General features: G+C 63.1%; 11 protein-coding genes. All 11 read right to left on the bottom strand.

The window, feature by feature from the left end:
• Window positions 1–4: 4 nt before the first annotated feature.
• From BMY68_RS10185 to rsmH, 11 genes are read right to left on the bottom strand one after another with little or no spacing between them, the layout of a single operon-like run.
• Window positions 5–973 carry a D-alanine--D-alanine ligase gene (locus BMY68_RS10185; protein ID WP_085532330.1) on the bottom strand — a complete coding sequence of 323 codons (969 nt, stop codon included), beginning with the start codon at window positions 971–973 and terminating at the stop codon, window positions 5–7.
• A complete protein-coding gene (gene murC / locus BMY68_RS10180) occupies window positions 970–2,427 on the bottom strand; it encodes a UDP-N-acetylmuramate--L-alanine ligase (protein WP_025806185.1) in 1,458 nt (485 codons plus the stop codon). The genes BMY68_RS10185 and murC overlap by 4 nt, the downstream gene beginning before the upstream one ends.
• A complete protein-coding gene (gene murG / locus BMY68_RS10175) occupies window positions 2,420–3,490 on the bottom strand; it encodes an undecaprenyldiphospho-muramoylpentapeptide beta-N-acetylglucosaminyltransferase (protein WP_085532333.1) in 1,071 nt (356 codons plus the stop codon). Before murG ends, murC begins: the two co-directional genes overlap by 8 nt.
• Window positions 3,480–4,691 (bottom strand): putative lipid II flippase FtsW, encoded by a 1,212-nt coding sequence (gene ftsW / locus BMY68_RS10170; protein WP_169914962.1) that lies wholly within the window; start codon window positions 4,689–4,691, stop codon window positions 3,480–3,482. Before ftsW ends, murG begins: the two co-directional genes overlap by 11 nt.
• Before the next feature lie 2 nt (window positions 4,692–4,693).
• Window positions 4,694–6,040 carry a UDP-N-acetylmuramoyl-L-alanine--D-glutamate ligase gene (gene murD / locus BMY68_RS10165; RefSeq protein WP_085532335.1) on the bottom strand — a complete coding sequence of 449 codons (1,347 nt, stop codon included), beginning with the start codon at window positions 6,038–6,040 and terminating at the stop codon, window positions 4,694–4,696.
• 5 nt (window positions 6,041–6,045) lie between these two features.
• Window positions 6,046–7,128 carry a phospho-N-acetylmuramoyl-pentapeptide-transferase gene (gene mraY, locus BMY68_RS10160; protein WP_007928475.1) on the bottom strand — a complete coding sequence of 361 codons (1,083 nt, stop codon included), beginning with the start codon at window positions 7,126–7,128 and terminating at the stop codon, window positions 6,046–6,048.
• Entirely contained in the window at window positions 7,128–8,495 is a 1,368-nt protein-coding gene (gene murF / locus BMY68_RS10155) for a UDP-N-acetylmuramoyl-tripeptide--D-alanyl-D-alanine ligase (RefSeq protein ID WP_085532338.1), read from the bottom strand. The genes mraY and murF overlap by 1 nt, the downstream gene beginning before the upstream one ends.
• On the bottom strand, window positions 8,488–9,951 hold the full coding sequence (locus tag BMY68_RS10150; protein ID WP_085532340.1) for a UDP-N-acetylmuramoyl-L-alanyl-D-glutamate--2,6-diaminopimelate ligase: 1,464 nt from the start codon (window positions 9,949–9,951) through the stop codon (window positions 8,488–8,490). Before BMY68_RS10150 ends, murF begins: the two co-directional genes overlap by 8 nt.
• Window positions 9,951–11,675 (bottom strand): peptidoglycan D,D-transpeptidase FtsI family protein, encoded by a 1,725-nt coding sequence (locus BMY68_RS10145; protein WP_164485859.1) that lies wholly within the window; start codon window positions 11,673–11,675, stop codon window positions 9,951–9,953. Before BMY68_RS10145 ends, BMY68_RS10150 begins: the two co-directional genes overlap by 1 nt.
• On the bottom strand, window positions 11,675–11,968 hold the full coding sequence (ftsL, locus tag BMY68_RS10140) for a cell division protein FtsL (RefSeq protein WP_009050721.1): 294 nt from the start codon (window positions 11,966–11,968) through the stop codon (window positions 11,675–11,677). The genes BMY68_RS10145 and ftsL overlap by 1 nt, the downstream gene beginning before the upstream one ends.
• Entirely contained in the window at window positions 11,965–12,906 is a 942-nt protein-coding gene (gene rsmH, locus BMY68_RS10135; RefSeq protein WP_092160480.1) for a 16S rRNA (cytosine(1402)-N(4))-methyltransferase RsmH, read from the bottom strand. The genes ftsL and rsmH overlap by 4 nt, the downstream gene beginning before the upstream one ends.
• Between the last annotated feature and the right edge of the window lies 1 nt (window position 12,907).

Below are 12,907 nucleotides of genomic sequence, written 5' to 3'. Positions count from 1 at the left end.
GGCCTTAACCTCGCGGCTCTGCGTTACTGACGACACTCTCCGCCAGGATGGCCAGAACCAACTGCTGGAAATCCAGACCGGCGGCACGGGCCGCCATCGGAACCAGGCTGTGATCGGTCATGCCGGGAGCGGTATTCACTTCCAGGAACCAGAACTGGCCATCGGCGTCCTGCATCACGTCGGCACGCGCCCAACCGGCGATACCGAGCGCCCCGCAGGCTTTCGCCGTGAGGTCCATGAGCTCCTGCTCTTTATTGCTGTCGAGGCCGCACGGAATCCGGTACTGGGTATCGGAAGCCAGGTACTTGGCGTCGTAGTCGTAAAACGTGTGGGGCGTGCCCAGGGCGATCGGTGGCAATACCTGGCCGCGCAGCGTGGCGATGGTGAACTCCGGACCTTGAATCCATTGTTCAACCAAGACTTGCGAGTCGTAGGTGCTGGCCGCTTTCCATGCGTCGATCAGTTCGGACGCGGATGTCACTTTGGCCATACCAATACTGGAACCTTCATGCGCCGGTTTGACGATCAAAGGCATGCCCAGTTCCGTAGCCGCGCAAATACAATCGGCCTCGGAGCCAAGTACGGCGTGGCGTGGCGTCGGAATACCGAGGCTGTGCCAGACCTGCTTAGTACGCAGTTTGTCCATCGCCAGCGCCGAAGCCAGGATGCCGCTGCCGGTGTAGGGAATCCCCAGGCATTCCAGCAGGCCCTGCATGCTGCCGTCTTCGCCGCCACGACCGTGGAGGATGATGAAGGCGCGATCGATCTTCTCGTTCAGCAGGCGCTGCAGGAAGTCGTCACCGACGTCGATGCCGAAGGCGTCCACACCGGCGCTCAGCAAGGCTTCGAGCACGGCGTTACCGGACTTCAGCGAGACTTCGCGCTCGGCGCTCTTGCCGCCGAACAGCACGGCGACCCGGCCAAAATCCTTCGGCGCGAGGGTCGAAAACAGAGAGGCGTAGGCGGCGGTCATTTCGACTTCCCCTGACCGGCAGGCACGGCACCCGCAAACAACGGACTGTTCAACAGCTTCGGCGCAAGGCCGCCGATATCACCGGCGCCCTGGCACAGCAGGATGTCGCCGGCACGCAGCAGCGGCTTGACCAGCGGCGCGAGATCGACCCCACGCTCGATGTAGATCGGATCCAACTGGCCGCGCTGACGGATGCTGTGGCACAGCTGACGGCTGTCCGCCCCCGGGATCGGCTCTTCGCCCGCCGGATAGACTTCCATCAACAGCAGGACGTTGGCGTCCGCCAGCACCTGGACGAAATCGTCGTACAGGTCGCGGGTGCGGCTGAAACGGTGCGGCTGGTAGACCATCACCAGGCGACGCTCAGGCCAGCCACCGCGCACGGCCTTGATCACCGCCGCGACTTCGGTCGGGTGGTGGCCATAGTCGTCCACCAGCATCACGTTGCCGCCTTCCACCGGCAGCTCGCCATAGACCTGGAAGCGTCGACCCACGCCCTGGAAGCCCGACAGGCCCTGGACGATGGCTTCATCGCTGATGCCTTCGTCGGTGGCGATGCAGATGGTCGCCAGCGCGTTCAGCACGTTGTGGTTGCCCGGCATGTTGACCGAGACATCCAGCGGCTCGCGATCGGGACGCAGCACGGTGAAGAAGGTCTGCATGCCCTGCTGGCGTACATTGATCGCGCGCACGTCGGCGCCTTCGTTGAAACCGTAGGTGACGGTCGGACGCTTGACCTGCGGCAGGATCTCGCGCACCACCGGGTCGTCCAGGCACAGCACGGCCAGGCCATAGAACGGCAGGTTGTGCAGGAATTCGACGAAGGTTTTCTTCAGCTTGTTGAAGTCACCGTCGTAGGTCGCCATGTGGTCGGCGTCGATGTTGGTCACCACGGCCACCAGCGGCTGCAGGTGCAGGAAACTGGCGTCGCTTTCATCGGCTTCGGCGATCAGGTAGCGGCTGGTGCCCAGCTGTGCATTGGTGCCAGCTGCATTCAGCCGGCCACCGATGACGAAGGTCGGGTCCAGGCCACCGGCGGCGAACACCGAGGCCAGCAGGCTGGTGGTGGTGGTCTTGCCGTGGGTACCGGCAACGGCGACGCCGTGGCGGTAGCGCATCAGCTCGGCGAGCATTTCCGCGCGCGGCACTACCGGGATGCGGCGTTCCAGGGCGGTGGCCACTTCCGGGTTGGAGGTATTCACGGCGCTGGACACCACCAGTACATCGGCGTTGGCGGCGTTCTCGGCACGGTGGCCGATGAAGATCTGCGCACCAAAGGACTCGAGGCGCTCGGTGACCGGCGACGCCTTGAGGTCGGAGCCGGAAACCTGGTAGCCCAGGTTCAGCAGTACTTCGGCGATCCCGCACATGCCCACGCCGCCGATACCGACGAAGTGGATGCGACGGATACGGCGCATTTCCGGTTGTGGCATGGCTTTCTGATTCTCAACCATGGGCCACCTCCAGGCAGATATCGACCACGCTACGGGTGGCATCGGGTTTGGCCAGGCGACGTGCGGCGTCGGCCATGCTGTTGAGTCGTTCCGGCTGCATCAAAACCTCTGTCAGGCGAGCGGCAAGGTCCGCTGCGCCAGTCGTTCTTTGCGGCATCAGGAAGGCAGCGCCTTCACGAGCCAAATAATCGGCATTGCGGGTCTGGTGATCGTCGATGGCGTGAGGCAAAGGCACGAGCATCGAAGGCAGACCGGCGGCAGCCAGTTCACTGACGGTCAACGCGCCTGCGCGACAGACCACCAGGTCAGCCCAGCCGTAGGCTTGGGCCATGTCTTTGATGAACGGCTGCACCTGCGCCTCGACGCCGGCGGCGCGATAGCGCTCTGCAGTCACTTCATCGTGGTTTTTGCCGGCCTGATGAAACACTTCCGGACGCAGTTCGGGGGAGACCAGCGCCAGGGCTTCAGGCAGCAACTTGTTCAACGGCTCTGCTCCCAGGCTTCCACCCAGGACCAGCAAACGCGCCTTGCGTCCGGCCAGGGCCTCGCGCGGTGTATCGAGGAACAGCTCGGTGCGCACCGGGTTGCCGGTGGTACGCCGGCTGCTGGAGGCACTAAAGGTGTCCGGGAAAGCTTCGCAGACTCGGGCCGACAACGGCACCAGCAGCCGATTGGCGGTACCGGCGACCGCGTTCTGTTCATGAACGATCACTGGCACGCCGGACAGTTTTGCCGCGACGCCACCAGGCCCGGTCACATAACCGCCAAAGCCCAGCACGCAGACCGGCTTGAGCTGACGAATGATCCGGCGCGCCTGCAGCACTGCCTTGAGCAGCACGAATGGCGCCTTGAGCAGCGACAGCTTGCTCTTGCCACGCAGGCCGCTGACGTTGATCAGGTGCAGCTGCAGGCCGGCATTCGGCACCAGTTCGTTTTCGATGCCGCGCGGGGTGCCGAGCCAGTGCACGGTATAACCGCGCGCCTGGAATTCGCGGGCACAGGCCAGCGCCGGGAACACGTGACCGCCGGTGCCACCGGCCATGATCAGCACGTTAGCGCCCATGGCTTGGCTCCTCGGCGAAGTCGCTCTCGCTGAACTCCATCTCTTCACTGCCCAGGTGGGTCCGACTCTCCCACTCGATGCGCAGCAACAGGCCAAGACAGGCGCAGCAGATCACCAACGAACTGCCGCCATAACTGAGGAACGGCAAGGTCAGGCCTTTGGTCGGTAGCAGGCCGACGTTCACCCCGATGTTGATCAGGAACTGGCCGATCCACAGGAACGACAGGCCATAAGCGACATAGGCGGCAAAGAACTGCTTGGCTTTCTCGGCCCACAGGCCGATGTACATGCCACGGATACAGACGAAGACGAACAACGCCACCGTGCACAGGGAACCCACGGCACCCAGCTCTTCGGCCAGGACCGAGAACACGAAGTCGGTGTGGGCTTCCGGCAGGTAGAACTGCTTCTGCACGCTGTTGCCCAGGCCAACGCCCAGCCATTCGCCACGGCCGAAAGCGATCAAGGCCTGGGACAACTGGTAGCCCGCGCCGAACTGGTCAGCCCAAGGGTCGGCAAAGTTGGTCAGGCGCGCCATTCGATAGGGCTGCATCTGAATCAGCAGGACCACCGCCGCGACCGCCAGGACCACCATCAAGGAGAAACGGAACAGACCGACCCCGCCGAGGAACAGCATCGCCGCTGCAGCCCCCATCATCACCACGGTGGCGCCGAAGTCCGGCTCCATCAGCAGCAGGCCAGCCATCGGCAACAGCACGATGAATGGCTTGAAGAAGCCCATCCAGCTTTCGCGCACTTCTTTCTGGCGACGCACCAGATAACCGGCGAGGTAGATCACCACGAAGACCTTGGCGATCTCGGAAGGCTGGACGTTGAAGAAACTGAAGCCGATCCAGCGCATCGAACCGTTCACCTCGCGGCCAATCCCCGGGATGATCACCATCACCAGCAAACCGAAGGCACCGAGCAGCATCATCCAGCCCAGGCGTTGCCAGGTAGCGATCGGAATCATCATGGTGACGATGCAGGCACCCAGGCCCAGCACCACGTAGATCAGGTGGCGAATCATGTAATACAGCGCGCTGCCCGATTGCACCGCCGCCACTTCGGTGGAGGCCGAGGCGATCATGATCAGCCCGAGGCCGAGCAGCGTCAGGCAGCCGGCGAGCATCGGGAAGTCGAGGTCGACGCCGCGCCCGGTGATGATCGGCGATGGATAAGGCTTGATGATGTCTCTCAGGTTCATGCCAGATCCTCCACGGCGCGGACGAACTGGTGACCACGGTCTTCGTAATTCTTGAACATGTCGAAACTGGCGCAGGCAGGCGACAGCAGCACCACGTCGCCGGACTGGGCGACGGCACGGCATTGCGCCACGGCGTCGACCAGGGAGCCGACACGAATCAGCGGCACGGCATCGCCGATGGCCTCGCCGATCTTGTCGGAATCGCGGCCCATCAGGATCACGGCGCGGCAGTTGGCCGCCACCGGATCGCGCAGGTCCTTGAACTCGGCACCCTTGCCGTCGCCACCGGCGATCAGCACGATCTTGCCTTCGATATCCGCGCCCAGGCCTTCGATGGCCGCCAGTGCGGCGCCGACGTTGGTGGCCTTGGAGTCGTTGTAATAACCCACACCATCCAGGTCGCGAACCCACTGGCAGCGGTGCTCGAGGCCGGCGAAGGTGCGCAGGGCCGAGAGCATGGCATCGAACGGCAGGCCGACCGCATGCCCCAGGGCCAGCGCCGCCAGGGCGTTGGACTGGTTATGGGCGCCACGGATCTTCAGCTCGCGCACCGGCATCAGGTTCTGGAATTCGAAGGCCAGGTATTTCTCGCCATTCTCTTCACGCAGGCCGAACGCCTTGAAATCGGGTTTGCTCAGGCCAAAGGTCCAGCACGGCAGGCCTTCACCGATCAATGGCCGGGTCAGGGCATCCTGGCGGTTGAACACCACTTGCCGAGCGCCACGGAAGATCCGGTGCTTGGCCAGGTGATACGCCGGCAGGCCGCTGTAACGGTCCATATGGTCTTCGCTGATGTTCAGCACGGTGGCCACTTCGGCCCCCAACTGGTCGGTGGTTTCCAGCTGGAAGCTGGACAGTTCCATGACATACAGCTCGACATCGTCGCTGAGCAGGTCCAGGGCCGGCGTGCCCAGGTTACCGCCCACGGCGACCCGCTTGCCCGCCGCCGCGGCCATTTCCCCCACCAGAGTGGTCACGGTGCTCTTCGCGTTGGAACCGCTGATGGCGACGATCGGCGCCTTCGCGTTACGCGCGAACAGCTCGATATCGCCGGAGAGTTTCACCCCACGGGCGGCGGCGGCTTGCAGGGCCGGGGTCGCCAGGGCCAGGCCGGGGCTCACGTAGAGCTCGTCGGCGCGGCACAGGAAGTCGACGTCCAGCTCGCCACAACGCACTTCCACATGCGGATAGTCACGGCGCAGCGTGGCCAGTTCCGGTGGATTTTCCCGCGTATCGGCGACGGCAAACGACACGCCCCGATTCGCCAGGAAGCGAACCAGGGACATGCCGCTCTTGCCGAGGCCGACAACGATGCGGAAGTGGTCAGAAGCGATCAGAGACACTCGTTCTACCTCAGCTTCAGGGTGGCAAGGCCGATCAGCACGAGAATCACGGTGATGATCCAGAAACGGACGATCACACGCGGCTCGGGCCAGCCCTTGAGTTCAAAGTGGTGGTGAATCGGCGCCATGCGGAAGACACGACGACCGGTCAACTTGAAGGAGGCCACCTGAATGACCACCGACAGGGTTTCCATCACGAACACGCCGCCCATGATGAACAGGACGATTTCCTGGCGAACGATCACCGCGATGGTGCCCAGGGCCGCGCCCAGCGCCAGCGCGCCGACGTCGCCCATGAAGACTTGTGCCGGGTAGGTGTTGAACCACAAGAAACCGAGCCCGGCGCCGATCAGCGCGCCACAGAACACGATCAGTTCACCCGCGCCCGGAACGTAAGGAATCAGCAGGTACTCAGCGAATTTCACGTTACCCGACAGGTAGCAGAAGATGCCCAGGGCGCCGCCTACCATCACGGTCGGCATGATCGCCAGGCCGTCGAGGCCATCGGTCAGGTTGACCGCGTTACTGGAGCCGACGATCACGAAATAGGTCAGGACCACGAAGCCGATGCCCAGCGGAATGCTGACGTCCTTGAGCATGGGGATCAGCAAGGTGGTTTCGACCGGAGTTTGCGCGGTGACGTACAGGAAGATCGCCGCGCCCAGGCCAAATACCGACTGCCAGAAGTACTTCCAGCGGCTCGGCAGGCCACGGGAGTTCTTCTCGATCACCTTGCGATAGTCATCGACCCAGCCAATGGCGCCGAACAGCAGGGTGACCAGCAACACCACCCACACATAACGGTTGCTCAGGTCTGCCCACAGCAGGGTGCTGATACCGATTGCCGAAAGAATCAACGCGCCGCCCATGGTCGGAGTACCCGACTTGGAGAGGTGCGATTGCGGACCGTCGTTACGCACGGCCTGGCCGATCTGACGGGTCTGCAGAGTGCGGATCATCCACGGCCCCAGCCACAAGGACAGCACCAGTGCAGTCAGTACCCCGAGAATCCCGCGCAGGGTCAGGTACTGAAAGACCGCGAAGCCTTTGTAGAACTGTTGCAGGTACTCCGCTAGCAGCAGCAGCATCAATGTTTCTCCGTGCTGGAACCACACAAAGCCGCGACGATGTTTTCCATCACCGCGCTGCGCGATCCCTTGATCAAAATAGTGGTGTTTGTATCTTGCTCGGCGCCCAGGGCTGCGATCAGCTCGGCCTGGCTGGCGAAGTGTCGGGCGTGCTCACCGAAGGCGGCGACCGCGTGGGCCATCATCGGGCCCACGGCGTAGAGTGCCGACACCTTGCCGGCGGCATAAGCACCCACTTCGCGGTGCCCCTGCTCCGCCCAATCGCCCAACTCGCCGATATCTCCGAGCACCAGGACGGTGCGACCGGAAAAGCCGGCGAGTATATCAACGGCCGCGCACATTGACGTGGGGTTTGCGTTATAGGTGTCGTCGATTACCCGCATACCGTTTTTCGCCAGCTGGGCGACAGTGCGGCCCTTGACCGGCTGCACCGCGTTGAGCCCGGTGGCGATGCCGAACAACGACACGCCCAGGGCATGCGCGGCAGCCGCAGCGGCCAGGGCATTGGCAACGTTATGGGTACCCAGCAGGTTCAACTGGACGCGCTCGGAACCGTTGCCCGCGTGCAGGGTGAAGTTCGGGCAGCCACGGGCATCGCGCTGGATATCCGAGGCGTAAAAGTCGGCGGCATTGTTGGTCAGGGCAAAACTCAGCACCTGACGGCCAGCGGCGCGGGCTTTCCAGATCGGGAAGGCCTTGTCGTCGAGATTGAGCACGGCGATACCGGAAGCATCCAGGCCTTCGAGGATCTCGCCCTTGGCCTCGACGATTTTCTCCGGCCCGCCAAACTCGCCCACATGGGCGGTACCGGCATTATTGATGATGGCGACCTGCGGCTTGGTCATCGCCACGGTGTAGGCAATTTCGCCGATGCGCGAAGCCCCCAGCTCGATCACGGCCGCGGTGTGCTCCGGGGCCAGTTCCAGCAGGGTCAAGGGCGCGCCCAGGTCGTTGTTCAGATTGCCGCGTGTGGCAAGCACCGGCCCGCGCGTGCGCAGGATGCTCGCAAGCATTTCCTTGACTGTGGTCTTGCCGCTGGAGCCGGTAATCGCCGCTACCGGCTTGGTGAAAGCCGCGCGATTCAACGCCCCCAGTTGGCCGAGGGCCTGCCGGGTATCGCTGACCAGCAACTGCGGCAGCGTGCTGTCTGGCACTTCGCGTTCGACCAGGGCCCCGACGGCGCCTTTGGCGGCGACTTCATTCAGGTAGTCGTGCCCGTCGAAACGCGGGCCGGCCAGGGCAATAAAGAGTTGGCCCGGCTTGATCGCCCGGCTGTCGATACTCACGCCATCGAAGCTGCAATCGCCAGCCAGCAGGCGACCCGCCAACGGTCCGCTCAGTTCACTGAGCTTCAGGGCCTTAAGCATGGGCCACCTCCCACGCGGTCAGCGCTCGATCGGCTTCCACCAGGTCGGAGAAGTCGAGACGCACGCCATTGATTTCCTGATAGTCCTCATGACCTTTGCCGGCCAAAACAATGACGTCGTCCGCCGAAGCGCCGGCGACCAACTGGGCGATGGCCAGGCCGCGACCGGAAACGAACTCGACCTTGTCCACGGCCCTGAAGCCGGCACGAATGTCGTCGAAAATCTGCGCCGGATCTTCCGTACGCGGGTTGTCGTCGGTGACCAGAACGCCGTCGGCCAGGCGCTCGACCACTTCCGCCATCAGCGGACGCTTGCCGCGATCGCGATCGCCGCCACAGCCGAACAGGCACAGCAAACGGCCCTTGGCATGGGGACGCAGGGCCAGCAATACCTTTTCCAGGGCATCCGGGGTGTGGGCGTAATCGACCACCACCAGCGGTTGCGAACCACCACCCAGGCGCTGCATGCGACCGGCCGGGCCTTCCAGTTTCGGCAGTACGTTAAGGATTTCGTCGAGGGCGTAATCCAGGCCGAGCAAGGCGCCGACAGCGGCCAGCACGTTGCTCAGGTTGAAACGACCGAGCAAGGTACTACGCAGGTGATGTTCGCCCTGCGGAGTCACCAGGGTTGCACGCACGCCTTCGTCGTCGAATTGCGCTTCGCGGCAGTACAGATAGGCCCGCGGATCCTCGAGACTGTAGGTAATCAACCGCGAATCCTGTTCGTCACTGGCCAGCAGCCGACCGAACTCATCGTCGAGGTTGATGACACGGCACCCCAGATCGGTCCAGCCGAACAGCTTGGCCTTGGTGGAGCCGTAGGCTTCCATGGTGCCGTGATAATCCAGATGGTCGCGAGACAGATTGGTCAGCACCGCCACGTCGAAGGCCAGAGCACTGACCCGCCCTTGATCGAGACCATGAGACGACACTTCCATCGCCACGGCCTTGGCGCCGGCCTTTTTCAGGTCGGCCAGGGTGGCCTGCACGGCAATCGGGTTCGGCGTGGTGTGCATGCCGCTTTGCAGCGCGCCATAAAAACCGCTGCCGAGGGTGCCGACAATGCCGCAGTGCAGGCCCAGCAGATCGAGTGCCTGCGCCACCAACTGAGTCACGCTGGTCTTGCCGTTGGTACCGGTCACCCCAATCAGGTTGAGATTGCGGCTCGGGTCGCCATAAAAACGCCCGGCGATATCCGACAACTGCGCCGCCAGGCCTTTGACCGGAATCAGCGGCACGTCGGTAATCGGCAGGACGGTCGCGCCTTCGACTTCATAAGCCACGGCGGCCGCACCTCGCTGCAAGGCATCGGCGATGTGCGCACGACCATCGAACTTGCCGCCAGGCACCGCGAGAAACAGATCGCCGGCACGCACATTGCGGCTGTCCAGGGTCAGTTCGCGAATCAGCAGATCACGACCAGCATGGGCGAAAATCTTGTTCAGGCTAAGAGACATCAGCCGCGCCCTCCTTTAGCTGGTGCCGCATTGGCTTGCTGGGTAGGTGGCAGGTTGTCCGGCGAGATATTCATCAGACGCAGGGTGCCGGACATCACTTTGCTGAACACCGGCGCCGATACCAGACCACCGAAGTAACCGGCCTTGCTCGGTTCGTCGATCACCACGACGATGGCGTAGCGCGGATCGCTCATCGGGCCGAAACCGGCGAACAGCGAGCGGTAGGAGTTCTCGGCATAACCCTTGGTACCGACCGAAGTCTTACGCGCGGTACCACTCTTGCCTGCCACGTGATAAGCCGGCACCTGGGCACGGAACACGCCACGCGGCGCCTCGATCACCTGCTGCAACATGCCTTGCATGGTCTTGGCGACTTTTTCCGGAATCACCTGGGTGGTTTCCGGAGTCCTGTCGGTTTTGATCAGAGTCAGCGGAGCGATGCGACCGTTATTGGCCAGGGCCGAGAAGGCGTGAACCAACTGGATCGCGGTCACCGAGATGCCGTAGCCGTACGACAGCGTGGCGGTCTCGGCCTTGCGCCACTCGCGGTAGTTCGGCAGGTTGCCGACTCGCTCGCCCGGGAAGCCGAGGCCGGTGTCCTGGCCGAGACCGATTTTCTGGGCCAGGCGGAAGATGGCTTCGCCACCGATATCGAAGGCGATCTTGCTCATGCCGACGTTACTGGAATTGATCAGAATCCCGGTCAGGTCGAGCACCGCGCCTTCACTCTTGGAGACGTCGCGAATGGTGTACTTGCCGATCTGCAACGTGCCTGGATACACCTCGACGGTGTCGCTCGGTTTCCAGCGGCCGGTTTCCAGCGCCGCGCTCATGGAGATGGCTTTCATGGTCGAACCCGGCTCGAACACGTCGATCATGGCGCGGTTACGCATCATCGCCGGTTGCAGGTTGCGACGGTTGTTCGGGTTGTAGGTCGGCTGGTTGACCATGGCCAGGATCTCGCCGGTCTTCACGTCCATGATGACCAGGCTGCCGGCCTTGGCGCCGTTCTCGACGATGGCGTTGCGCAGTTCGCGGTTGGCCAGGTATTGCAGGCGCAGGTCAATCGACAACGCCAAGGGCTTACCGGCCTTGGCGTTTTTGGTGACCTGGACATCCTTGATCAGTCTGCCGCGCCGATCCTTGATGACCTGGCGCTTGCCCGGAACTCCGGCGAGCCACTCGTCATAAGCCAGTTCGACCCCTTCGCGGCCGCGATCGTCGATGTCGGTAAAGCCGACCATGTGCGCGGTCACTTCGCCAGCCGGGTAGAAGCGCCGGAATTCTTCGATGCCATACACCCCTGGCACCTTGAGATCGAGAACTTGCTGGCCCTGCTCGGGCGTCAGGCCGCGCACCAGGTAGATGAATTCTTTATTGGCTTGCGCTTCAAGGCGCTCGGCCAGCGCCTTGGGATCTTGTCCCAAGGCCGCAGCCAATGCCGGCCACTTGTCCTTGGCCAGCTGCATTTCCTTGGCGTTGGCCCACAAGGTGGTCACTGGCGTACTGACTGCCAGCGGCTCGCCGTTACGGTCGGTGATCAAGCCACGGTGAGCCGGGATCGGAATATGCCGAACGCTGCGCGCATCGCCCTGCCCCTTGAGGAAGTCGCGATCGACGACCTGCAGATCGATGATGCGCCAGGCGATCGCCGCCACCATGATGCCGAGCAAGCCCAGCACCAGGCGGAACCGCCAGGGGAAGAGTGCGCCTTCAAGCTTCATCATGGCGCCACCATCTGGACTTCTGCCGCGCCGGGAATGCGCATTTTCAACTGTTCGGTGGCCAGCACTTCGATCCGGCTATGGGCGGTCCAGGTGCTTTGCTCGAGAATCAGCCGGCCCCACTCCGCTTGTGCCTTGTCACGCACACTCAACTCGCCGTACAGCGTGTTGAGCAGTTGGCGATTCCAGTGGGCGCTGTAGGACACCGCAATCGCGGATACCAGGACGCCGATGAACAGCAGAAGCATGAAAAAGCTTCCGCCTGGAAGTGGCTTGGCGAAAAGCTTGCTCACCGCAGCTTCTCCGCAACGCGCATGACAGCACTACGGGCACGCGGGTTGGCCTTGAGCTCGGCATCGGAGGCCGTCTGCGCTTTGCCATGGACTTTGATTTTCGGCTCGAAAGCCACGTGGCGCACCGGCAGGTTTCGAGGCAGGTTGTCCGCCTCGCCCTTCACCAGCTTGCGCATGAACAGTTTGACGATGCGATCTTCCAGGGAATGGAAGCTGATCACCACCAGGCGACCGCCCACTTCGAGAGATTCCAGCGCTGCTTCGAGGCCGGCCTCGAGATCGCCCAGCTCGTTGTTGACGTGAATGCGCAACCCCTGGAACGCACGGGTAGCCGGGTTCTTGCCCTTTTCCCAGGCCGGGTTGGCGACTTTCAAGACTTCCGCCAGGTCGGCGGTGCGCTCGAACGGCTTGATGTCGCGGCGCTCAGCCACGGCGCGGGCCATGCGACCGGAGAAACGCTCTTCGCCGTATTCCTTGAATACACGGGCGATTTCTTCCACCGGCGCGGTGTTGACGAACTCCGCCGCGCTGATGCCACGGGACGGGTCCATGCGCATATCCAGGGGACCATCATTGAGAAAACTGAAGCCGCGCTCAGGATCGTCGAGCTGCGGCGAAGACACACCCAGGTCGAGCAGCACGCCGCTGACCTTGCCATCCAGGCCGCGCTCGGCCACTTCCGAACCCAGCTCGGCAAAGCTGCGCTGCACAACGACAAAGCGGCCGTCTTCGGCCGCTAGCGCTTGCCCGGTGGCAATCGCTTGAGGATCTTTGTCGAATCCGAGCAGCCGGCCATCCGGCCCGAGCTTGCTGAGGATCAGACGACTATGACCACCGCGACCGAAGGTGCCATCCAGATAGCAGCCATCAGGACGTACGGCGAGAGCCTCGACGGCTTCGTCAAGCAGCACGGTGATGTGGTTAAAGCCGCTATCAATA

Origin of the sequence: Pseudomonas sp. NFACC41-3, from assembly GCF_900109505.1 — a bacterium.
Lineage (GTDB): Bacteria > Pseudomonadota > Gammaproteobacteria > Pseudomonadales > Pseudomonadaceae > Aquipseudomonas > Aquipseudomonas chlororaphis.
This window is presented reverse-complemented; position numbering and strand designations above follow the sequence as displayed.